Raw genomic sequence first — 22,057 nt, forward strand, 5'->3', positions numbered from 1 at the left:
TTCAGATGCCTTCAGGCTTGCCATGTCCTGATCCAGCATTAGCCACATAACCCAAACCAAGAACCTTTTGATCGACCTTGGAAGATGCCCATGCGGCTCCCTCCTTGCCGTCTTGTCGTGCGCGTCTATGGCGCCAAGGTCGATCAAAGGGTCACCTCATAGGAGATCCATATCCATGAACATCACAATCACTAAAGTCCTGAAGAACGAAGTAACTGTGTCGGGGCAGACCCTCAATCGTGAGTACGTCGAAAGCGTCATGTTGCCCTTGTTGATGGCCCAGTGTGGCCGGAACAACGGCACCAAGTTCGGCGTTATCAAAGCCTTCGAGGAAGCCGGTTTGTCCCTCAAGGCCATCCAAGAGGACGCTCAGGTCTACTTCATGACCAAGCGGGAGCAGAAAGCGACCCGTGAGCAACTTCAGCGGGAAGCTGACGAGCGTGCTGAACGTTTACGCGAGTGGACGCCACGCGAACTGGCCCAAGCGAAAGCTGATAGAGAGTCCCGCGCTGCTGCCATCCGTGAACAAGCTCAAAAGGTTTTGGCAGCACGCTCCCGTAATAACGGCTGATAGCTCTAGACCTGCACCAATCACTTCCCTACTTATTCTTCAGGAGACCTATTTCAATGAAACAGCCTAACCAATACGTCAAACCATCGACTTACAGCACTGCTCTCACCGATAGTCAAAACGGCTCGATTCGCTTCAATACGACTGATGTCCGTGTGGAAACACAAGCGGCCACCGATGTATCCGCCTATGTGGAAGCCTTAACAGAGGCCCTCGATGATTACCTCAACGGTGACGAGTGGCGCCAAGCGGCAATCGAACACACCCCTTGTGAATTCCGTCCGGCTGGCTCTGAGGCGACCGGTCAGCAAATCATCACTATGGCTGATCGCTCCGTCACTTTTGACCCTCGTAAGAACTGGGATAACCAGACCATCTCGAAGGGCGAAATCCTGGCCGGGTCTGTGATCTTCACCGAGCCAACCGATACAGCATTGGTCATTAGCAAGCGCTTCACCATCCTCGACCATAACCTGATGGCGGGCTTCACTGAAGGCTCTATGCATCAGACCGGTGAGAAGCTGTTGCGGGACATCGAGCATGATGCCGCTGGCAAAATCGCGGGCATCCTCTCCAGCGCACCATCCACTGAAAGCGTGTCGGCGACTAAGCCAACCGGCAAGCCTGTAGAGGTCGCTGAGGATCTGATCGACATCTTGACGATGAACATCAACCAGACCGTGGGTAGCTCGCTGTCTGACTTTGTGGTTCTGTTGCCGGTGTCATTGCTCGCGGTTCTTGAGCGTGCTGCTCAGCGTGCAGGTGTTGAAGACATCGAGTCTCTGATTGGTGCCTCTGTGCAGCCTTATAGCGGCACTGACCGTGGCCTGTTCATGCTGCCTAAACTGTTCACCTCGCTTAGTTATCGCGAAGGTCGTAACGGAGACATCTGGAAGGTACAAGCAACTCGTAATGGTGCCCATCAGTGCTGGGACATCGAGATCATGACAGTCGTGGACATCGTGGCTAACGGTAAGGTCAAGGTGAAGCTGACTGCGGATGGTCTTCAAACTGAGGTCGTGGACTACCCGATGATTACCAACATTGAGCTGACCTGAGGAAGCCCCTCAGAACCCCGTAAGGTCAGTTCAAGAGGGAATGGCTGGGGCTCATTTGAATCATGTGGCAGATCACTTGATTGCAGGCTGTCCGGCCAACTCGCTCATGAATTCGTCATGGTCTGACCAGTACCTGTTGTTTTCCAGAGCCCAGCACATATGAGCAGACAGGCCATCCAAGTCCCCCATCAGGGTCAAACGATTTATGCCGTAATGACTGAGATCAAACATCATCTGCCGCTTGTAGCCTGCCTTAATGACGTGGGAGACCAGCTCATCCTCTTTCTGCAAAGCTTTTGGCAAATGAAGCTCAGGATCAGGATGAGCTGTGAATAATCCACTCTGCCGCCCGATACGTGAAGCGACGCTGTTGGGCTTGTATTTCGCTACGTTGCGCAAGCGACGAGGGCCGGACATTTCTGAGGTGATATAAAGTTTGGGCTTCAAACAGTAGATCGCTGCGTCAATATCAGGGTGAGATAGGCATGCAAAAAAGGCAGCAACCAACGGGTTATAGCTCCAATCCAACAGTCTTGTTGGCAACCCATGATGCTGCGCTATTGCCATCCACTCCCATTCCGTCGTTGGACTTTTAGGGATGTATTCGCAGGCCTTCCTTTTCCACGACGCCAGATACTCCAGATCATCGCGTTCCTTGTAAGGGCTTCTGCCGGCCTTTGGGACTACTTCCCATGAAGCGTCAGCTTGCCCACGGAACATCCAACGATTGTCCTTACGATATTCAGAAAAGACCTCGTAAAACTCAGGAAATGAGCTTATTTCCATGTTCGCTGTAACCCTCGGCATTTTCCTTACGACAATATCAAACCGACACTACAGCGTCGATATTGACCATAGGAACAAAGCTGAGGGTCAGCTATCGAAGGAGAACCTAATGGACAAGCTACGCGCTGCCTACTGGGTCTGCGTGGCTGTCCATCTGGTCTTCTGGCTGTATGGGCACCTCAAGACCCTCAATGAGAATCTGGAAGAAAAATCTGAAAGACCACCTCATTGATACATGCCCCGCAATTTCCCCCGTGTGCCCACTCAGATGCCTATCGGATTGTTGAATCGAGTGCCTCGTGGTTCCCTTCGATACCTCGTCGTGCTGTCACAAGTTGCGTCACAACCCCTGTCACAACCCGTTGCCAAGTCCTCTCTGAGATCGTTAGGATAAGGCTCCCTCACGACTTGCAGACGCTCAGTCTGTAAACCGAAGGTCTCGCGTTTCGCCCAGCAATAACGGGCGGTTTAGCTCGGTCACTTCACGGATGTAATCCCACAACAGGGTGATCCGCTTGAGCTTGCGCAGATCCTCCCGGCAGTACATCCAGAACTGCCGGCTGATGTCGATTTCCTCCGGCAACACCGGCAGCAGGCGCGGATCCTGAGCCGCGAGAAAGCACGGCAGAATCGCCAATGAGCGCCCCTGCTGCGCCGCCACAAACTGTGCAATCACGCTGGTGCTGCGCAAGTTTGCGCTGGCGCCGGGCAACACGTTCGCCAGATACAACAGCTCCGAGCTGAACGCCAGGTCATCCACATAACTGATGAATTGATGCCTGCCCAGGTCGGCGGGGCGGCGGATCGGTGGGTGCTTGTCCAGGTATTCCTGGGTCGCGTAGAGCTGCAAGCGGTAGTCGCAGAGTTTGCAGCACACATACGGCCCGTGTTCCGGGCGTTCGAGGGCGATGACGATGTCGGCCTCGCGCTTGGACAGGCTGATGAAGTGCGGCAGCGGCAAGATGTCCACGGAGATTGCCGGGTAAGCGTCGACAAAGTGGCTCAGTTGCGGGGTGATGAAGAAGCTGCCAAAACCTTCGGTGCAGCCCATCCGCACATGTCCGGAAAGCGCGACGCCAGATCCGGACACCTGCTCGCAGGCCATGTGCAGCGTGCTTTCGATCGACTCGGCGTAACTCAACAGGCGCTGGCCTTCGGCAGTCAGCACGAAACCGCTGGTGCGCGACTTTTCGAACAGCAAAGTGCCGAGCGCCGCTTCCAGCGAACTGATCCGCCGCGACACGGTGGTGTAGTCCACCGCCAGGCGTTTGGCTGCCGTGCTGGCCTTGCGGGTACGGGCGACTTCGAGGAAAAACTTGAGGTCGTCCCAGTTCAGCGAGCCTAGAGAGGTGATGTTTTTTTGCATGTTGGACGGGCTTATATGTGCGTTCTTATTAGAAGTTTGCACATCTATACTCCAAAAACAGTCCGACAACCAATTCGTGACACACGCCTCATCTCAAGGCGGATCTTTCGCCTTGGCTCCCAAGATAAAAACAATTTCCGGAGACCAGCATGAACGCATCGCTTATGCCCAACGAAACCACGATCCAGAAGGTCAAGCTGCTGATCGACGGCGAGTGGGTCGAGTCGCAGACCACCGAGTGGCACGACATCGTCAACCCGGCGACCCAGCAAGTGCTGGCCAAGGTTCCGTTCGCCACCGCCGCTGAAGTCGACGCCGCCGTCAGCGCTGCCCAGCGCGCCTTCCAGACCTGGAAGCTGACCCCGATCGGCGCACGCATGCGCATCATGCTCAAGCTGCAAGCGCTGATCCGCGAACATTCCAAACGCATCGCCGTGGTGCTGAGCGCCGAGCAGGGCAAGACCATTGCCGATGCCGAGGGCGATATTTTCCGTGGCCTGGAAGTGGTCGAGCACGCCTGCTCCATCGGCAGCCTGCAAATGGGTGAGTTCGCCGAGAACGTGGCCGGCGGCGTCGACACCTATACCCTGCGCCAGCCGATCGGCGTCTGCGCCGGCATCACGCCGTTCAACTTCCCGGCAATGATTCCGCTGTGGATGTTCCCGATGGCCATCGCCTGCGGCAACACCTTCGTCCTCAAGCCATCCGAACAGGATCCGCTGTCGACCATGTTGCTGGTGGAGCTGGCGATTGAAGCCGGTATTCCGGCGGGCGTGCTTAACGTCGTTCATGGTGGCAAGGACGTGGTCGATGGCCTGTGCACCCACAAGGACATCAAGGCTGTTTCGTTCGTCGGTTCGACCGCCGTCGGCACCCACGTTTATGACCTGGCCGGTAAGCATGGCAAGCGCGTGCAATCGATGATGGGCGCGAAGAACCACGCGGTGGTGCTGCCGGATGCCAATCGCGAGCAAGCGCTCAATGCGCTGGTCGGCGCCGGTTTCGGTGCGGCCGGTCAGCGTTGCATGGCCACCTCGGTGGTGGTGCTGGTGGGCGCGGCCAAGCAGTGGCTGCCGGATCTGAAAGCACTGGCGCAGAAACTCAAGGTCAACGCCGGCAACGAGCCGGGCACCGATGTCGGTCCGGTCATTTCGAAAAAGGCCAAGGCGCGGATTCTCGATCTGATCGAAAGCGGCATCAAGGAAGGCGCGAAACTCGAGCTGGACGGTCGCGACATCAGCGTGCCGGGCTACGAGAAAGGCAACTTCGTCGGCCCGACCCTGTTCTCCGGGGTGACCACCGACATGCAGATCTACACCCAGGAAATCTTCGGCCCGGTGCTGGTGGTGCTGGAAGTCGACACCCTCGATCAGGCCATCGCGCTGGTCAACGCCAACCCGTTCGGCAACGGCACCGGCCTGTTCACCCAGAGCGGTGCGGCGGCGCGTAAATTCCAGACTGAAATCGACGTCGGCCAGGTCGGCATCAACATCCCGATTCCGGTGCCGGTGCCGTTCTTCAGCTTCACCGGTTCGCGCGGTTCGAAACTCGGCGACCTCGGCCCGTACGGCAAGCAAGTGGTGCAGTTCTACACCCAGACCAAAACGGTCACGGCGCGCTGGTTCGATGACGACAGCGTCAACGACGGCGTGAACACCACCATCAACCTGCGCTGAGGAATGGCCATGAAAATCGCATTTATCGGTCTGGGCAACATGGGCGCGCCGATGGCGCGCAACCTGATCAAGGCCGGGCATTCGCTGAACCTGGTGGACCTGAACAAGACCGTGCTGGCGGAGCTGGAGCAACTGGGCGGCACCATTCGTGCCTCGGCTCGCGAAGCTGCTGAAGATGCAGAACTGGTGATCACCATGCTGCCGGCGGCGGTGCATGTGCGCAGCGTCTGGCTCGGCGAAGACGGCGTGCTGGCCGGGATCGGCAAAGGCGTGCCAGCGGTGGATTGCAGCACCATTGATCCGCAGACTGCGCGCGATGTGGCGGCAGCGGCGGCCAAACAAGGCGTGGCCATGGCCGATGCCCCGGTGTCCGGCGGTACTGGCGGCGCCACGGCCGGGACGCTGACCTTCATGGTCGGCGCCACTCCTGAACTGTTCGCCACCCTGCAACCGGTGCTGGCGCAGATGGGCCGCAACATCGTGCATTGCGGTGAGGTCGGCACCGGCCAGATCGCCAAGATCTGCAACAACCTGTTGCTCGCCATTTCGATGGTCGGCGTCAGCGAGGCGATGGCGCTGGGCGATGCGCTGGGGATCGACACCACGGTGCTCGCCGGGATCATCAACAGCTCGACCGGTCGTTGCTGGAGTTCGGAAATGTACAACCCGTGGCCGGGCATCGTCGAAACGGCGCCGGCTTCGCGTGGTTACACCGGCGGCTTCGGCGCCGAGTTGATGCTCAAGGATCTGGGGCTGGCAACCGAAGCGGCGCGTCAGGCCCATCAGCCAGTGGTGCTGGGAGCGGTGGCGCAGCAGTTGTACCAGGCGATGAGTCAGCGCGGGGAAGGGGGCAAGGACTTCTCGGCGATTATCAACAGCTATCGCAAGCCGCAGTAATCGTCATCAGATCCAATGCAGTAGGTGTTGCCGGGAAATCACGTCGGGTGGTTTCCCGGCCTTTTTGTATCAGGCGAACACAAAATATTTGCGCACGGTCTCGACCACTTCCCAAGTGCCTTTCATGCCAGGCTCGACGACGAAGATGTCGCCGGCGCGCAGGTGGATCGGCTCCATGCCGTCCGGGGTAATCACGCAGTAGCCTTCCTGGAAATGGCAGTACTCCCACTTCACGTAATCGACCCGCCACTTGCCCGGCGTGCAGATCCAGGTGCCCATGATCTTGCTGCCGTCTTCGCTGGTGTAGGCGTTGAGGTTGACGGTGTGCGGGTCGCCCTCGAGCTTTTCCCATTTGCAGGCGTCGAGTACGGGCAGCGGGTGGGTGTCGCGCAAAACGGTGATAGGTGCGGTCATTGGTGAGTTCCAGAATGGGCCTTTGTACGGAATCTGCACCCTATAGCGCCGGGTACTTTGCCAATTGTCTGGGCTCGACATTCAGTTGCTCATAAACGCAACAACGATTTGCACTGAACGGTTAATCAATAACCCTTGGAACATTAATCAAAGAAATGTACTGATCTGGAACAAGGGTTATGAACTTATAACAAAATTACTTGCTTTAATTTCGCAGGTGATACGCCAGGGGTGTCGTCGCTAAGTTGCTTTCAATAGTTGAACATGAGTGCGGCGGGCGCGCTCCACCCTACGCAGACATTGTTAAGTAAATATGTCGCTCCGACCCATCGTCCGCACCAATCGAGTGCAGTATTTACGGGCGTGTGCACGTCCGTCTCAGATCAAATAAAAAACTTTGAACAGCTCGTTGACTCTCCCCTTAAGGGCAGAGTTTAGATTTCCGCCGCGTGAGAAGTTGCTGTAGGAAAAGTTACTTCTCGTATGCGGAAAATATGAGTCAGCCACGACATATAGGGAGATAGAAATGAACAATCCATTGGACTTGGAACAGGTCATTGGCAGCACCCGCGCCATTCTCGCGCAGTTGCTAGTAATGAGCGCCGATGAAATCGATGCGCACAGCAGCATCGTCGAAGATCTGGGGGCGGATTCGCTGGACATCGTCGACCTCAGCTTCCAGCTGGGTCGTCAGTATGGTTGCACTTTGCCCAAGACCAGCGTGCTGGACCATGCGGTGGCTGTCTGCGGGGATGCCAGCGAGTTTCTGGCCAACGGCCGGATCACTGAAAACGGCAAGGCCCTGCTGGAGCAAAGCCTGAGCGCCTACGCACCGGACCAGCTCAAGGCCGGCATGCAGCCGGCGCAGGTGTTCGCGGCCACCACAGTTCTCAACTGGGCGCAGCAATGTCGCAATCTGTTCAATTACCTGCCATCGAGCTGCCCTGACTGCAACGCCCATCAAGCCGTGCTCAACGAGCGTCAGCAAGTGGTCTGCGGTGCCTGCAGCGCACGCCTGGTGCCGGCCGATGGCGACGAAGTCTCCCGTCAACTGGTCGAGCAGTTTGTGGCCACTCACGTCAAAGAGACGGTGTAGGAGCTCACATGCGGGCACGAGAAGTCTATGTGAGCGGGTTCGGCCTGGTGGCGCCCATGGCGCTGGACGCTGCCACGTTGTTCGAGCGCATCTGCCGGAAACAATCCTGTGTCCGCGAACATCCCCGGTTCCAGGCGTTGGGGTTTCGCAACAGTGCGGCCGGGTTTATCGATGATGCGCAGTGGCAGAAGATCGCGGCTGGATTCGGTGGCAATGCAGCGCTGCACCCGCGTCAGAGCGTGCTGGCCGAGTACGTCGCGCGTCAGGCGTTGCAGCACGCCGGTCTGACTCCGGCCGACTTTGCCCACAGCCGCAGCGGCCTGTTCCTGGGAGCCAATAAATACTGTGCCGACAGTCACGATCTGCAGCGGGTCAGTCGATGCATGGATGACGCGGGGCGAGTCGATCTGGATCGCCTGCTCGACCATCCGGCGCCGCCGAGCGCTGCGTTCGCGCGTCGGGTTGATCAGCAGACCCAGCACCTGGCGGACTGGCTCGGTATACGCGACTGCATCTCGACCCATTCCGACGCTTGTGCCGCCGGCACCATGGCCATCGGCAGCGCCTACCGGGCGATCGAGCGCGGTGAGGTGGATCTGGCGATTTGCGGTGCCGTTGAGCTGATGGCCAACGAGCTGCCTTATTACATGTTCAACAGCCTTGGCGCGCTGTGCCAGGCCGACCTGCCGGCAGGCGAGCAGAGCCGTCCCTTCATGCCGGACCGCAGTGGTTTTGTGCTCAGCGAAGGCGCGGCCCTGGTGATTCTCGAATCCGCCGAGCATGCCCGACGACGCAAGGCCAGGCCATTGGGACGAGTGTTGGGCTACGCCAATGTCTGCGAAGCCCAGAAGATGACCTCCAGCAGCCGGGATGGCAGCAAGTACGAGGAATGCATGGACGCTGCAATCGAAGATGCCGGGCTGCTGCGCAGTGCCGTGCAACACGTCAATACCCACGGTACTTCCACCCAGGCCAACGACAGTTGCGAGGCCCTGGCCCTGCAACGGCTGTTTGGCGAATGTCAGGACTTCATGACCTTCACCGCCAACAAGTCGGCCATGGGTCACTCTCTGGCGGGCAGCGGCGCCATTGAAGCCGTGCTGTCGCTGATGACGTTGCGCGACGGTGTGCTGTTGCCGACCTTGAACTATGAGCCTGAGCGCGCCGAGTACCCTTCATTGAGGTTCCTCAGCCAACCTGTGCGCCAGCCGATCAACGTGGTGATGTCCAACTCCTTCGGATTCGGCGGCGTCAACAGTTCGCTGGTTCTGGGGAGGGCATGACATGAACAGAGCCCTCTACATCAACGCGGCTGCCGTGCTCAATGTAGCCGGCAGCGAATGCGCCGACCTGCTCGCGACACCGCCGGTGCCACAACCGCTGGCCTTCGATCCGCAACGTAGCGCCCTGGCGTTGCCCGCGCCGCGCCTGGCCAGCGATCTGTTCGATCGCAAGATCCAACGCAGCGTCGAGCCGCAGGGGTTGCGTCTGCTGCATTGCGCCGCGCGCCTGGCGCCCGCGCTGGCGTCGCTGCAACTGCCTGCTGCGCGCATTGCCCTGACCGCCGCCATTCCGGAAGTGGACGCGCCGAGTCCTTGCTGGGATGCAGTGCAGGCGATCCTCGAACAGCCGCACAAACAGCTGTCGCAACTGTTGGCCAACACCCCGCCATTGCATGCGTTGACGCTGCTCAACAGCAGTGTGATGGCTTACGTGGCCGAGGCGCTGAATTGCCATGGCCCGATGGGCGGCTTCTGCTCCCAGGACAATGCCGGGCTCGATGCGTTGATCGAGGCCTGCCAGCAAATTGCCGAACAACACGCCGATGCGGCGCTGGTGGTCAGCAGCAGTCCGAACCTGACACCGGCCCTGTACCTGCGCGAGCCCGCTTTGGCGGACGAGCCGGTTTACGGTGAAGGCGCTGCGGCGCTGTTGCTCAGTTCGGCACCAGCGCAGGACGCCACGCAGATCTTGCGTGTGGCCGGGTTTGCCCGAGGTTACAGCGCCGATCCGCAACGCACGCTGGCCGTCGGCAAACGCGTGATCGAACGTGCCCTGAGCGAGGAAAAGCTGTGTATGGGTGACGTTGCCAAGGTGGTGGCCAATCCCGCCGACCGGCAACTGATGAGCCTGTTTGAATCGACGCCACAACACCTACGCAATGTCAGTGCAATGACCGGCGAACTGGGCGCCAGCGGATTGCTGACCGAGGTCGCCATGGCTTTGCACCACAGTCGCGAAGCAGGCGCTGTGCCTGGTTACACCTTGCTCGTCAGTCATGGTCGCGCCGGTCACTGGGGCGCATTGCTGTTGGCCAGTGAAACCCTGGAGAAGTACGCATGAGTGCGACACGGATTGTGATCACCGGAATGGGCGCGGTAACCGGATTCGGTTTCGAATGGCAGACCCTCTGGGAAAAAATGCTCGGCGCCGAACACTGCGTGCGCCCCTGGCAGCCGCAAGACCTGCAGGAAAATGAATTTCCGGTTCGCTACGCGGCGCCCGTGGACATGACGTTGTTACCCGGACATTTGCAGAACCACCCGGCCTGGACGCTGCCCCTGGAAAAACGCAGTCGCTTTGGCTGGGTGGCTGCCACCCAGGCCGTCGCCGACAGCGGGTTGAACCCCGAGCAGTTGCGCGAGGCTGCCGTGCTGTGTGCCTCCGGGGCACCGCAACACATGCTCGCCGACATGCTCCTGACCCAGGCGCCGGACGGCGATGCACCGGACTGGCGACACCTGATGGCGCGGGCAACAGAAGTCAGCGCCGAGGGTTCCTTGCGTCAGGCCAACGACCGGCTGGCGCGAGTGATTGCCGACGACCTCGGTTGTGAGGGCCCGGTGATCAATATCAGTAGCGCCTGTGCCGGCGCATCCCAGGCGATCGGCAATGCGTTCCAGATGATTCGTCGCGGCGAAGTGAATGTTGCCGTGGCCGGTGGTGCCGACTCGGTGCTCAACCTCGACACCATGGCCGCTTTGTACCTGCTGGGCGCAGCCTCGGGCGAGCAGCGCTGGGGCGCTGATCTGTGCCGGCCGTTCGATCGTGACCGCAGCGGTCTGATCGCCGGCGAAGGCGGCGGGTTTGTCGTATTGGAAAGTCTTGAGCATGCCCTGGCGCGAGGGGCGACCCCGTATGCCGAAGTGCTCGGTTACGGCAGCAGCCTGGATGCCTACAAGGTCACCGCACCGCAGCCAGAGGGCCGGGGCGCCGCGCTGGCCATGCAAGCGGCGCTGGACGATGCGGGGTTGCAGCCGCAGCAGATTGACCTGATCAATGCCCACGGCACCTCGACGCCCCTCAATGATGTTGCCGAGACCCTGGCCATCAAGCAGGTGTTCGCTCAGCGCAAGCATTATCAGACGCTGGCGGTCAGTGCCAACAAGTCGCAATTCGGTCACCTGATCGCGGCGGCCGGGGCGCCGGAGTGCATTGTCACTGCGCTGGCCTGTCTGAACGATCTGGTCACACCCACCGTGAACCTGCACGAGGCCGATGAACGCTGTGATCTGGATTATTGCGCCGGTCAGGCTGTCAGCCGTCGTGTCGATTACGCCCTCAGCAACTCCTTTGGCTTTGGCGGCCTGAACACCTCGCTGGCCCTTGGCAAATATCGGGAGCACGGACAATGACTAGCGCTACTGCACGCATTGCCATCGCTGGCAGCGGTTGTGTGTTGCCCACGGGTTGGGGTGTCGAGGGTTTCTGGGCGGCGGCCCGGGAAGGTCGCAGTGCGATCGCTGCGCTGCAAACACCGCTGTTTCACAGTGAACGCATCGCCGCATTCGGACAGATCGATGACGCCACGCACCAACGCAGTCGTCAGGACGTTGCGCAAAACCTGCAGCGTTACTGCCCGCCGGCGGTGATCTGGGGTGTCAGCGCAGTGCGTCAGGCGCTGGCCGAGGCCGGCGTCGAACCTGGTCAGGACGGTTTGCGGTATGGCCTCTATTGCTGTCAGGGCGGGTATACCCATCCGTCGGTGGCGTCCTATGGGGAACTGCTTCAGGAGTCCCGCACCGACAGCGCAGCCGACATGAACCGCCTCGCCCGGCAAGTGTTGCAGGAGCGTGCGCTCGATCCGTTTTTGGTGCTCAAGAGTCTGAGTAACGGCTTGCTCGGCGTGGTCAGTCTGGCCTTGAAGCTGGAGTGCGAGTGCAACGCCTACATGCAAGGCGTGGCCGGCAATCTGGCGGCATTGCGTCAGGCGCACAGTGCCTTGCAGAGTGGGCGCATCGACGTGGCCATCGTGGTCGGGGCCGGCAGTGAACTCGACCCGCTGGCGCTGGCCGCGCTCGCCGAGGCCGGTGTGATCGGTACCGACGGTTCCCGGCAGATGCTCGCCTTCGACCGGAAGGGTTCGGGCGGCATTGCCGGCGAAGGCGCCGCTGCGCTGGTGCTGCGGCGGGTCGCGGATCTGCCGCCGGAACCGCAAACCTGCTTGACGGCGCTATTCGCGCACCCGCGTCTGGACGCTCTGAGCCTGCCGGACAAACAGGTCGATTTGCTGATCAGCAGTGCCACCGGCACTGCGCAAAAGGACGCCGATCTGGCCCGCACCCTGGCCCGTACCGGCGCTGCACACATCACCAGCGGCACGGCGCTGACCGGCATCCTCAGCGGTGCGCCGAGCCTGGTCGACCTGATCCTCGCCCGCCAGATGCTGCAGGCCCAAAGCATCGCGCCGATTGCCGGGCTGACGCAGCCGGTGGATACGCATCTGCCGTTTGTGTCGGGCGAACCACGAGATGCCGTTCTGCACGATTGCCTGGTGATCAACCGCGACGACAACGGCTTCAGCGCCTGTTACCAACTCGACTTGCAGGCGGACGACTGACCGCTTCAAGGCAATACATCGCTTCTGAATTTTTACTCAAGGGATATGACTGTCATGGATTACCGCGATTACGTTCGGCCAAAATTCGTTGAACTGATGCAGGCCCTGGGCCTGGAGTGCCAGTTCCATCGGGCGCAGGGCAGCAAACTGTTCTACCGCGACAAACAGGGTGACGAAGTGACCGTTACCGATTTTCTCGGTGGCTACGGTGCCGCGCTGTACGGTCACAACGATCCGCAATTCGTCGATCAGCTGTGCGACCTGCTGCGTGCCGATGTGCCGTTCAACGCGCAAATGTCGGTGCGTGGCGCGGCGGGGCAGTTGGGGCGCGAACTCAGCGAAGCGTTCAACCGTGAGCTGAACAACACCGAGCGCTACATTTCCACGTTCTCCAACAGTGGCGCCGAGTCGGTGGAAATCGCCGTCAAGCATGCCGAGTACCGTCGTCAGAAAAACCTGCAGAAGCAGTTCGACGAACATGATTTCGAACTGGCGAATCTGGTGGCCAGTGACAAGGCCTATGTCGAGTTGGAAATCGACGATCTCGATCTGCCGGCCGGTCTGTTGCCGCCGCACCTGACCAGCGTGACCGTGCGTCAGGTGGCCGAGGCGGTACGTCAGCACAACCTCGCGCAACTGCATGTCGAACCGGTCTTCCTCGCGGTGCGAGGCAGCTTCCACGGCAAACTGGTGAACACCGTTCAACTGACTTACGGCAAGCAATACCGCAAACCGTTTGCCCGTTTCGGGCTCAACGTCGAATTCATCGATCCGGATCAACCGCAGCAGTTGCAAGAGCTGCCGGCCCGCCATCAGCATCACTGGCTGAGTTTGGCGTGGAGCGGCGAAACCCTGCACGTGCGCCGTGAAGCGTTCAGCGCAATCACTGCCGTGCTGCTGGAACCGATTCAGGGCGAGGGCGGGATCAACGAGTTTGCCAAAGAGTTCTACCTGGGCCTGCGTCGTCTGTGCAACGAGCAGCAATGCCCGCTGGTCATCGACGAAGTGCAGTCGGGTTTCGGCCGCACCGGCACCTTGCTCGGCGCCACCCATTTCAACCTGCAGGGCGACTACTACTGCCTGTCCAAGGCACTGGGCGGCGGCTTGATGAAAATCGCCGCCACCGTGATTCGCGCCAGTCATTACGAAAACGATTTCAGCTACATCCACAGCTCGACCTTCGCTGAAGACGATGCGTCGTGCCACATCGCGCTGTCGGCCCTGCGCCGCTTGTTCGAGAACGACAGCGCCATGCTCAAGGATGTGAACAAGAAGGGCGAGTACCTCAAGACTTCGCTGCTGGAGCTCAAGGCGGCCTATCCGGACGTGATCGCCGATGTGCGCGGACGCGGCCTGCTGCTGGGCTTCGAACTGCATGACCTGACCGGTACCAGTTCGCTGGTCCAGGCGTCGGCGCAGTACAACGAAGCGCTGGGCTACATCATTGCCGGCTACCTGTTGCAGTTCGAGTCGTTGCGTGTGGCGCCGTCGGGCAGCAACGCCAATGTGATTCGCCTGGAACCCCCGGTGTGCATCACCTTCCAGGAAATCGATGGCCTGATCGCTTCGCTGCAAAAAGTCTGCGACATGCTGCGTCGCCGCGATGCCTTCCCGCTGGCCGCCGGTGTGTGTGCCGACAGCATTGCCCAGGTTCCGGCGCGCGATGTCAGCTTCACGGAGACCGAAAGCCTCCCAAAGCCTGACGAGAACGTGCGCGTGGTAGCACGCGTGGCGTTCATCAACCACCTGATCGATGCGGACATGCTCAGTGATGTCGACCCATCGCTGTCGACCCTGAGCCCGGAGCAGAAGCGCGAGTTCATCAAACGCATGGCCCCCGAGCGCCGCGCGGCGCCTATCGGTCCGGTGCAGATCCGCTCGAAACTCGGCACGGCGGTGGAGTTTACCCTCTATCCGCTGTGCATGGATTCCGATGCGATGGCGGCTTACATCGCCAGCGGCGATCTGGAAACCATCCGCGAGGAAGTCGGCAATCGCATCAAGGATGCCCGCGCCGACGGCTATGGCGTGGCCGGCCTGGGCATGTACACCTCGATCGTCACCAACAACTGTCAGGCGCTGAAAATCCCTGACATGGCGCTGACCTCTGGCAACGCGCTGACCATCGGCATGGGGCTGGAAGCGATCGAGCAGGGCTGCAAACAGCAAGGTCTGGAACTGAGCCGGCAGACCGCTGCGGTGGTCGGTGCTGCCGGCAACATTGCTTCGACCTACGCTTCGCTGTTGTCGACCCGTGTCGAGCACCTGATCCTGATCGGCAGTGGTCGCGACGGCTCGCTGCGACGCCTGGAGAAAACCGCTCACCAGATTTACGCCGAAGCCGCCCGGGCCATTCTCAAGGGGGTTGCCGAGCACGATCGTCTCGCCAGTCGCCTGCAGCAACTGCGGGGTATTGACGCCCTGCTGCAAGCCCATGGCAACAGTGCCGATCTGGGTCAGCGTGTGGCACAACTGGTCGATGAGCAACTGGGAAGCGACGCGTTCATCACCGTCAGCAACGACCTGGATACCTTGAAGCAAGCGCGCATCGTGCTTTGTGCGGCGAATGCACCGCAGGCGTTTCTCGGTGCCGGACACTTTGCCGAGAACAGCGTGATCTGCGACATCGCCGTTCCGCTGAACGTGGACCAGAACCTCGCCGGTCAGCGCTCCGACGTGCTGTACATGCACGGCGGGATTGTCCAGACGCCGCTGGGCGATGGCCTGGCCCCCAACGTTCGCGCCTACCTCAAGCAAGGTCAGTTGTATGCCTGCATGGCGGAGTCGGTACTGATGGGGCTGTCGGGCATGAAACAGCACTACTCCTACGGCGACATCAGCCGTGAGCAAGTGCAGCAGATCCGTGCACTGGCCGCGACCCACGGGTTCAGCCTCGCGCAGTTCAAAACCGATAACTCGCTGTAAGGAACGGTCATGCCGAACAAAGTAGCAGTAGTGACCGGCGGCAGCCGTGGCATCGGCCGGGCCATCGTCCTGGCGCTGGCAGGTGCCGGTTATCAAGTGGCGTTCAGTTATGTGCGTGATGAAGTAGCGGCGATGGCCTTGCGTGATGAAGTGCAGGCGTCGGGCGTGGATTGCCTGGCGCTGCAATGCGACATCAGCCGTGGCGACAGCATCGCGTCATTCTTCGAGCGGGTCGAGGCGCATTTCCAGCGCGTCGATCTGCTGGTCAACAACGCCGGCATTACCCGTGACGGCTTGCTGGCGACGATGCCGGCGAGCGACATTCTGGAGGTGATCCAGACCAACCTGGTCGGCACCTTGCTCTGCTGTCAGCAGGTGCTGCCGGGCATGCTGCGCCAGCGCAGTGGCTGCATCGTCAATATCAGTTCGGTCGCCGCGCAAAAGCCCGGCAAGGGCCAGAGCAACTATGCCGCGGCCAAGGGCGGGGTCGAAGCCATGACCCGTGCGCTGGCGGTCGAGCTGGCGCCGCGCAATATCCGGGTCAATGCGGTGGCGCCGGGGATCGTCAAGACCGAGATGAGCACCGCACTGATCGGCAGTCAGGAGGAGCAGATCCAGTCGCGGTTGCTGATCAAGCGTTACGCCGAACCCGAGGAAATTGCCGAGGCGGTGCTGTACCTCGCTGACCGTGGCTTGTACCTGACCGGGGAGGTCCTGCCGGTGAACGGCGGGTTGAAAATGCCATGAGCCGCACCATTCTGATTACCGGTGCAGCCAAAGGCATCGGTCGCGCGGTGGCCGAGGACTTCGCAGCCAATGGCGACAATCACCTGATCCTGCTGGACCTGGACTTGCCGCAATTGCAGGGCTGGGTCGATGAGCAGCAGGAACGGATCAAGGCGCGGGTCGAGACCCACGCAGCGAACATCGCCGACCTGCCTGCCATGGAGGCGTTTTTCAAGCAGCTCGGCTCCCGGATCAAGCAGGTCGACGTGCTGGTCAACAGTGCCGGTATCTGCAATGAAAACGAGCCGGAAGATCTGCACAACTGGCACAAGGTGATTTCGGTCAACCTCAACGGTACGTTTTACGTGACCTCGCTGTGCCTGGCGCTGATGCCGGATCGGGGACGGATCATCAACATGTCCTCGATCCTCGGCCGGGCCGGCAAGGTGCGCAACACCGCGTACTGCGCTTCCAAGCACGGCATCGTCGGCATGACCAAGGCTCTGGCACTGGACCTGGCGTCGCGGCAGATTACGGTCAACGCGATTCTGCCGGCCTGGATCGATACGCCGATGCTCCAGGGCGAACTGGCGACGCAAGCGGCGATCGCCGGTCTGACCCAGGAACAGATCGTGCGCAACGCGAAGAAAAAACTGCCGATGCGCCGCTTCATCCAGAGCGAAGAAGTGGCGGCAATGGTGCGTTACCTGGCCAGTCCTGAAGCCGGCGGGGTCACGGCCCAGAGCCTGGTGATCGATGGCGGCGTCGGGTTGGGAATGTAGCGATGCCAGGATCTATCAACCGCATCGCCTGGGCGATGTGGGCGTGCGTGGCCGCTCCGGCGGCTGTCGCGGCCCTGGAAGTCGACGATCTCAAGCCCGATTACGCCGACGCCGAAATCGGCGTGGCCACGGCACTGCGCCTGCACGGTGACGATCAGGTCACACAGAAGGCCGTGTATTTCAAAGCCAACCTGGAGGACAACTGGGACGGCGGTTATTACAAGGCCAAGGGTCGCGTACGGTATGACGCCCGCTACGACGGCAACAACCCGTACAGCGAACGCGCCCGGGAAAAGTATCGCTTCGATGCTGACTGGCGGCATCTGTATGTCGGTCATTCGCTGGGCGACGGTGAAGTGACGGTCGGCTGGCAGCAGGTGGTCTGGGGGCGTGCGGATGAACTGCGCGTGCTGGACCAGATCAACCCGTTGGACTATCGCGATGGGCTGACCCCGTTGCTTGAGGACAGCCGCATCGCCGTGCCGATGGTGCGCGTGGCGCAGCCCGTGGGCGAGTGGGAGCTGGAAGCGCTGTGGATCACCGACTTCGTCAAGAACCGGCCGCCGGTGGCGGGCAGCGAGTTCGCCGCGCCGCTGTTCGCGGCGCCCGATCCGGAGTATTTCCTGCTTGATTCGAAACCCGGTTATGACGGTGACAAGGGCTATGCCTATGGTCTGAGCGCCAATGGCCGGATCGGTGCGGTGGACACCAGCTTCGTGGCACTGAGCGCACGTCAGCAGGACCCGGTGTATGCCGTCGAAGGTCTGGCCGGTGACGGTCGTACGCGTCTTGAACGCCAGTTTCCCCGTTACACCATGGGCGGAGCAGGTCTGGCGATCGACGCCGGCCACAGCATCGTGGTGCGCAGTGAGATTGCCTGGTTCGACAATTGGCGCGTGACCAATCCGACCCGCGCCTACGGTGCCGACAGCACGTCGATGGTCAAGTCGCTGTTGGGCGTCGACTATCTGTGGCGCGACTGGCTGATTTCGGCGCAATGGCAGGAGCAGGTGCTGCTCGACTGGCAGGACGGGATGCTGCAGGACAAGCGCGAGCCGCTGTTCACGCTGTCGGCCGAAGGCACTCACTGGCAGGACCGGCTCAAGAGCCGACTGGTGGCCGCGGCCTCGCCGCCGCTCAAGGACAACGCTTTGCTGCAGGGCATCTTCACCTACAAACCGGTGGACTACATCAAGCTGGGACTGGAAGTGGACGTGTTCTTCGGCAAACCCGACAGGGCCTTCGGCGAGTACAGCAAGCGCGATCAAGTGCGCCTGTCCGCCGGCTATCTGTTTTAACCCCGTGACGCCTGCCTGCCACCGATGGCGCAGGCGCGCATGTACTCATCCGACGAAAAGGGAAATTCCGATGTTGCCGCTTTTGAAAAGTCTGACCGCCACCGCGTTGATCCTCAGTGGCGTCTGCGCCAGCGCTGCCGACGGCAGCAATGCCGATGAAATCATTCGCCAGGTGCGCGATCGCAATGACGGTAAAAGCTTCATGTCCCAGGTGTCGTTGATCCTTCACGACAAGAAGGGCAATACCCGGGTTCGTGAATTCACCTACCTGCAGAAGGACTACCCGGACAGCGACAAATTCAGCATGTATTTCTCGGCGCCGACCGATGTGCGCGACGTCGCGTTCCACATCGAAAACCCGCACGAGACGCTGGGGCTGGAAGACAGCCAGTGGATGTACCTGCCGGTCAGCCGCCAGACCCGCCGGATCTCCACCACCGACAAGCGCGGCTCGTTCATGGGCAGCGAATACTCCTATGCCGACCTGGACAAGATCCGGGTCAAGGATTACTCGCAGACATTGCTGGGAGAAGAGCAGATCAAGGGCCGCGACTGCTACGTGATCGAACGTGAACCGGCGTCCCCGGAAGTGCTGGCCAAGACCGGTTACAACAAACTCAAAGTGTGGATCGACAAGCAGAATTTCCTGGTCCTGCGTCAGGACTTCTTCGACGTCAAAGGTGTGCTGATCAAGCAGATGCGCACCCAGAAGGTCGAGACCATCGACGGGATCGACAGCATCGTGCTCAGTGAAACCGAGCATTTCATCGACGGCACCCGCTCGGAAATGCGCTTCAACCAGTTGCAGTACAACGTTCCGCTGGAAGACCGACTGTTTACCCAGACCGCCATCAAGCGCGGACTGAAAACCGGTGACCTGCCGGAATTTTCCGTGACTGCCCGCTAAGCGCCGCTCCCGACGACCCTGGAACACATGATCATGGAAAGATACCTGAACTTCGTCGAGCGCCATGCGCGGGCGATCGTTTTCCTGCTGGTGGCGATCACCGCGTATTTCACTTATACGCTGGGCGCGCTGATCTCGGACACCAACCCTTATCTGCTCAAGGACAGCCATCCGGCGCGCAAGACCATCATCGATTTGCAGGGTGAGTTCACCGGCACCTTCGACTCGGTGATGGTGGCGTTGAACAACCCGCAGACGGTCTTCAACAAACAGACGCTCAATGCGTTGTTTTCGATGTCGCAGTCAGTGCGCAAGATGATCCTGGCCAACGACGCCGACAAGGAGCAACTGACGCAAATCGTCGCTCGCTACCCGAATGACAGCCGCGCGCAGCTATTGTCCCGGGACATTCTGGAGGACGGTTTTTCCCAGAATGATTACGCTCAGGCCAAGGCCCTGCGCGATCATGCCCAGAGTCAGAACTGGGATGCTCATGATCAGTTGTTCCTGACCTTCCTCGCCGAGCGAATCAACCCGATTCGCGAAATGGCGTCGATGGGTGACCTGGAAAACATCGTGTTGACCGACGATGGCGAGTTGTTGATCCACAAGACCCTCAACGCCTATGACATGGATCCGGCCGTGGTCGAGTCACAGATCATGGGCAACGAGCTGATGGTCGACGGGGTGGTGTCGAAGGACAAGAAAGTCGCGATGCTGGTGGCTGAACTCGGTACCAAGCAGGATGATGCCCAGGCGCAACTGCGCGCCTATCAGATCGTGCGGGGCATCGTCGCGAAGTATCAGGCAGAGCATCCGGAGTACAAGGACGAGATTTTCATTGCCGGCATGCCGATCTTCATCGCGGCCCAACAGGAAATCATCGACCATGACCTGGCGGTGCTGTTTCCGATTGTGTTTCTGCTGATCACCCTGCTGCTGATTTTCTTCTTCCGCAAACCGCTGGGCGTGTTGTTGCCGCTGTTCAACATACTGTTCTGCACCATCTGGACGCTGGGCCTGATGGCGCTGCTGCGGGTGCCGTTCGACCTGTTGACCAGCGTGTTGCCGGTGTTTCTGTTCACCATCTGCTGCTCGGACGCCATCCATGTGATGGCCGAATACTACGAGCAGAAAAACGCCGGCAAGAGCAACCGTGACGCCAACCGCGAGACCCAGCGGCTGATGGTCGTGCCGGTGGTGTTGACCACAGTGACAACCATCGCCACGTTCATGATTTCCACCACCAACAACATCGTCAGCATCCGTAACTTCGGCGTGTTCATGTCCATCGGCCTGACGGCGGCGCTGATCATTTCGTTGCTGCTGATTCCGGCCTGGATCTCCATCTGGGGCAAGGATCAACCAGCGCAAGCCAGGGTCGCCGCGCACAAGGAATCGATCATCTCGCGTTATCTGGTGGCGTTCTGCGCCTGGATGATCCGCTTTCGAAAACCGATTCTCTTGGTCATGTTGCCGCTGCTGGCGCTGGCCACCGTGTTCACGTTCCGCGTCGATATCGAAGACTCGGGCATTGCCTATTTCAAACCCGAAAGCCATATCCGCATTTCGGACCAGTTCATCAACCACGCCAACGTCGCGGGTACGGCGCCGGGCTGGATCGCCATCGACAGCAAGGAGCCTCGCGGGGTGCTGACCACGGAGGTGGTGCAGTTCATCGACAAGCTCGACCACTTCATCAAGCAGCAGCCGAACGTGAGTTACGGCTACTCCCTGGCCACTTACGTCAAGCGCATGAACCTGGTGCTCAACGACATGAACCCTGATTACCTGCGCGTTCCCAACGCCATGGAAAAGGTGAGCTCAGTCAATGATGACGGGCAGGTCGAGCAATTCGAAGTGCCAGGCAATTCGCTGATCGAGCAGCACGTGATGCTGTTCGAAAACGGTGGCGGCTCGGACTTGAACAACGTGCTCAACGCCGACTTCTCCAAGGCCTTGACGCTGTACACCATGACCTCGTCGGTCGCCAGCGATTATCAGGGCATGCTCGATCGCCTCGACGCCTGGCTGCTGGTGAACAAACCGGCCAATCTGGAGGTGACGCATGCCGGCACGCCGTTGATCTGGACGGGTGTGTTGCAGGAAATCACCCAGGGCCAGGTACTGAGTTTTTCCCTGGCGTTGCTGGTCGTCACGCTGATGATGATGTACTGGCTCAAGTCGGTGCGGTTGGGCATTCTCGGCATGTTGACCCTGCTGACCACCTCGGTCACGGTCTACGGCTTCATGTTTCTGTTCAAGATCGAGCTGAACATCGGCACTACGCTGGTGACTTTCCTGGTGGTGGGCGTGGTCGATTACGCGGTGCACCTGCTGTCGCGCATCAAATGGCTGGTGCAGCAGGGCATTGAAGTCGACGCGGCGATTCTGCAGGCGATGCACAGCGTCGGTCGCTCGACGGTGATCAACGTGGTGATTTTCTCCGTGGGCTTCATGGCGCTGCTGTTTTCTGACTTCAAGCCGATTGTCGACCTGGGGGCGCTGGTGGCCATGGCGCTGTTCTCCAGCGGGGTCATGACCATCATTCTGGTGACGCTGGTTTCGCCGTGGTTCTTCGGCGCGATTGAGCCGATTGCCCAGCCCGCTCGGGCGCAACGCCTCGACGCAGAGGCAGTACCGGGCTGAAGCCCGAGCCGGTTCCGCCTGCCCTGATCCGACAGGCGAACCGGCCCATGCGCCGCAGAAGGGTTT

19 protein-coding genes are annotated in these 22,057 nt (G+C 60.3%); 16 read left to right on the forward strand and 3 right to left on the reverse strand.

The features are described 5' to 3' along the window. Positions 1-175: 175 nt before the first annotated feature. Entirely contained in the window at positions 176-571 is a 396-nt protein-coding gene (locus CAF63_RS13380; RefSeq protein WP_085685493.1) for a hypothetical protein, read from the forward strand. A gap of 56 nt (positions 572-627) precedes the next feature. Beyond that, positions 628-1,629, forward strand: a complete 1,002-nt coding sequence (locus tag CAF63_RS13385) for a hypothetical protein (protein WP_085685496.1) — start codon at positions 628-630, stop codon at positions 1,627-1,629. A gap of 72 nt (positions 1,630-1,701) precedes the next feature. Here the strand turns inward: CAF63_RS13385 and CAF63_RS13390 are convergent, their stop codons facing one another. After that, on the reverse strand, positions 1,702-2,415 hold the full coding sequence (locus CAF63_RS13390; protein WP_085685500.1) for an FRG domain-containing protein: 714 nt from the start codon (positions 2,413-2,415) through the stop codon (positions 1,702-1,704). Between the two features lie 109 nt (positions 2,416-2,524). Here CAF63_RS13390 and CAF63_RS28990 point away from each other — a divergent pair, with 109 nt between their 5' ends. Next, the gene (locus tag CAF63_RS28990; protein ID WP_256574513.1) at positions 2,525-2,647 is read left to right on the forward strand and encodes a hypothetical protein; all 123 of its coding nucleotides are present in this window, start codon (positions 2,525-2,527) and stop codon (positions 2,645-2,647) included. A 186-nt stretch (positions 2,648-2,833) separates the two neighbouring features. On the opposite strand, the gene CAF63_RS13400 is transcribed toward CAF63_RS28990, so the two are convergent. Continuing rightward, positions 2,834-3,781: a LysR family transcriptional regulator gene (locus CAF63_RS13400; protein ID WP_085685505.1), complete on the reverse strand. Its 948-nt coding sequence runs from the start codon at positions 3,779-3,781 to the stop codon at positions 2,834-2,836. Positions 3,782-3,930: 149 nt separating this feature from the next. On the opposite strand from CAF63_RS13400, the gene CAF63_RS13405 reads away from it, so the two are divergent. Together CAF63_RS13405 and mmsB are read left to right on the forward strand one after the other, a co-directional pair. Further along, on the forward strand, positions 3,931-5,457 hold the full coding sequence (locus CAF63_RS13405; protein WP_085685508.1) for a CoA-acylating methylmalonate-semialdehyde dehydrogenase: 1,527 nt from the start codon (positions 3,931-3,933) through the stop codon (positions 5,455-5,457). A 9-nt stretch (positions 5,458-5,466) separates the two neighbouring features. Beyond that, positions 5,467-6,354, forward strand: coding sequence for a 3-hydroxyisobutyrate dehydrogenase (gene mmsB / locus CAF63_RS13410; protein ID WP_039772935.1), 888 nt, complete (start codon positions 5,467-5,469; stop codon positions 6,352-6,354). 69 nt (positions 6,355-6,423) lie between these two features. On the opposite strand, the gene CAF63_RS13415 is transcribed toward mmsB, so the two are convergent. Then, positions 6,424-6,768, reverse strand: a complete 345-nt coding sequence (locus CAF63_RS13415; protein ID WP_039592382.1) for a cupin domain-containing protein — start codon at positions 6,766-6,768, stop codon at positions 6,424-6,426. 526 nt (positions 6,769-7,294) lie between these two features. On the opposite strand from CAF63_RS13415, the gene CAF63_RS13420 reads away from it, so the two are divergent. The 11 genes from CAF63_RS13420 (at position 7,295) to CAF63_RS13470 (ending at position 21,991) form a co-directional block, all read left to right on the forward strand. After that, the gene (locus tag CAF63_RS13420) at positions 7,295-7,864 is read left to right on the forward strand and encodes an acyl carrier protein (protein ID WP_085685511.1); all 570 of its coding nucleotides are present in this window, start codon (positions 7,295-7,297) and stop codon (positions 7,862-7,864) included. Between the two features lie 8 nt (positions 7,865-7,872). Next, positions 7,873-9,147 (forward strand): beta-ketoacyl-[acyl-carrier-protein] synthase family protein, encoded by a 1,275-nt coding sequence (locus CAF63_RS13425; protein ID WP_085685513.1) that lies wholly within the window; start codon positions 7,873-7,875, stop codon positions 9,145-9,147. Between the two features lies 1 nt (position 9,148). Further along, positions 9,149-10,207 (forward strand): beta-ketoacyl synthase, encoded by a 1,059-nt coding sequence (locus CAF63_RS13430; RefSeq protein ID WP_085685516.1) that lies wholly within the window; start codon positions 9,149-9,151, stop codon positions 10,205-10,207. Further along, positions 10,204-11,499: a beta-ketoacyl synthase gene (locus CAF63_RS13435; RefSeq protein ID WP_085685519.1), complete on the forward strand. Its 1,296-nt coding sequence runs from the start codon at positions 10,204-10,206 to the stop codon at positions 11,497-11,499. Before CAF63_RS13430 ends, CAF63_RS13435 begins: the two co-directional genes overlap by 4 nt. Beyond that, positions 11,496-12,704, forward strand: a complete 1,209-nt coding sequence (locus CAF63_RS13440) for a beta-ketoacyl synthase N-terminal-like domain-containing protein (protein WP_085685521.1) — start codon at positions 11,496-11,498, stop codon at positions 12,702-12,704. The genes CAF63_RS13435 and CAF63_RS13440 overlap by 4 nt, the downstream gene beginning before the upstream one ends. Positions 12,705-12,758: 54 nt before the next feature. Next, the gene (locus CAF63_RS13445; protein WP_085685524.1) at positions 12,759-15,629 is read left to right on the forward strand and encodes an aminotransferase class III-fold pyridoxal phosphate-dependent enzyme; all 2,871 of its coding nucleotides are present in this window, start codon (positions 12,759-12,761) and stop codon (positions 15,627-15,629) included. A gap of 9 nt (positions 15,630-15,638) precedes the next feature. Further along, positions 15,639-16,376: a 3-oxoacyl-ACP reductase family protein gene (locus tag CAF63_RS13450; RefSeq protein WP_085685527.1), complete on the forward strand. Its 738-nt coding sequence runs from the start codon at positions 15,639-15,641 to the stop codon at positions 16,374-16,376. Beyond that, on the forward strand, positions 16,373-17,137 hold the full coding sequence (locus tag CAF63_RS13455; RefSeq protein ID WP_085685530.1) for an SDR family NAD(P)-dependent oxidoreductase: 765 nt from the start codon (positions 16,373-16,375) through the stop codon (positions 17,135-17,137). The genes CAF63_RS13450 and CAF63_RS13455 overlap by 4 nt, the downstream gene beginning before the upstream one ends. A 2-nt stretch (positions 17,138-17,139) precedes the next feature. Further along, positions 17,140-18,435 (forward strand): DUF1302 family protein, encoded by a 1,296-nt coding sequence (locus CAF63_RS13460; protein ID WP_085685532.1) that lies wholly within the window; start codon positions 17,140-17,142, stop codon positions 18,433-18,435. Positions 18,436-18,505: 70 nt separating this feature from the next. Further along, positions 18,506-19,342: an outer membrane lipoprotein-sorting protein gene (locus CAF63_RS13465; protein WP_085685534.1), complete on the forward strand. Its 837-nt coding sequence runs from the start codon at positions 18,506-18,508 to the stop codon at positions 19,340-19,342. A 33-nt stretch (positions 19,343-19,375) separates the two neighbouring features. Next, the gene (locus tag CAF63_RS13470; RefSeq protein ID WP_085685837.1) at positions 19,376-21,991 is read left to right on the forward strand and encodes an RND family transporter; all 2,616 of its coding nucleotides are present in this window, start codon (positions 19,376-19,378) and stop codon (positions 21,989-21,991) included. Positions 21,992-22,057: the final 66 nt, after the last annotated feature.

Origin of the sequence: Pseudomonas sp. B20(2017), assembly GCF_002113125.1 — a bacterium.
Taxonomy (GTDB): Bacteria; Pseudomonadota; Gammaproteobacteria; order Pseudomonadales; family Pseudomonadaceae; genus Aquipseudomonas.

Bases quoted from the DNA above. Each gene is read 5' to 3' on its own strand.
- CAF63_RS13380 (WP_085685493.1), top strand. From the start codon at position 176: ATGAACATCACAATCACTAAAGTCCTGAAGAACGAAGTAACTGTGTCG.
- CAF63_RS13385 (WP_085685496.1), top strand. From the start codon at position 628: ATGAAACAGCCTAACCAATACGTCAAACCATCGACTTACAGCACTGCT.
- CAF63_RS13390 (WP_085685500.1), bottom strand. From the start codon at position 2,415: ATGGAAATAAGCTCATTTCCTGAGTTTTACGAGGTCTTTTCTGAATAT.
- CAF63_RS28990 (WP_256574513.1), top strand. From the start codon at position 2,525: ATGGACAAGCTACGCGCTGCCTACTGGGTCTGCGTGGCTGTCCATCTG.
- CAF63_RS13400 (WP_085685505.1), bottom strand. From the start codon at position 3,781: ATGCAAAAAAACATCACCTCTCTAGGCTCGCTGAACTGGGACGACCTC.
- CAF63_RS13405 (WP_085685508.1), top strand. From the start codon at position 3,931: ATGAACGCATCGCTTATGCCCAACGAAACCACGATCCAGAAGGTCAAG.
- mmsB (WP_039772935.1), top strand. From the start codon at position 5,467: ATGAAAATCGCATTTATCGGTCTGGGCAACATGGGCGCGCCGATGGCG.
- CAF63_RS13415 (WP_039592382.1), bottom strand. From the start codon at position 6,768: ATGACCGCACCTATCACCGTTTTGCGCGACACCCACCCGCTGCCCGTA.
- CAF63_RS13420 (WP_085685511.1), top strand. From the start codon at position 7,295: ATGAACAATCCATTGGACTTGGAACAGGTCATTGGCAGCACCCGCGCC.
- CAF63_RS13425 (WP_085685513.1), top strand. From the start codon at position 7,873: ATGCGGGCACGAGAAGTCTATGTGAGCGGGTTCGGCCTGGTGGCGCCC.
- CAF63_RS13430 (WP_085685516.1), top strand. From the start codon at position 9,149: ATGAACAGAGCCCTCTACATCAACGCGGCTGCCGTGCTCAATGTAGCC.
- CAF63_RS13435 (WP_085685519.1), top strand. From the start codon at position 10,204: ATGAGTGCGACACGGATTGTGATCACCGGAATGGGCGCGGTAACCGGA.
- CAF63_RS13440 (WP_085685521.1), top strand. From the start codon at position 11,496: ATGACTAGCGCTACTGCACGCATTGCCATCGCTGGCAGCGGTTGTGTG.
- CAF63_RS13445 (WP_085685524.1), top strand. From the start codon at position 12,759: ATGGATTACCGCGATTACGTTCGGCCAAAATTCGTTGAACTGATGCAG.
- CAF63_RS13450 (WP_085685527.1), top strand. From the start codon at position 15,639: ATGCCGAACAAAGTAGCAGTAGTGACCGGCGGCAGCCGTGGCATCGGC.
- CAF63_RS13455 (WP_085685530.1), top strand. From the start codon at position 16,373: ATGAGCCGCACCATTCTGATTACCGGTGCAGCCAAAGGCATCGGTCGC.
- CAF63_RS13460 (WP_085685532.1), top strand. From the start codon at position 17,140: ATGCCAGGATCTATCAACCGCATCGCCTGGGCGATGTGGGCGTGCGTG.
- CAF63_RS13465 (WP_085685534.1), top strand. From the start codon at position 18,506: ATGTTGCCGCTTTTGAAAAGTCTGACCGCCACCGCGTTGATCCTCAGT.
- CAF63_RS13470 (WP_085685837.1), top strand. From the start codon at position 19,376: ATGGAAAGATACCTGAACTTCGTCGAGCGCCATGCGCGGGCGATCGTT.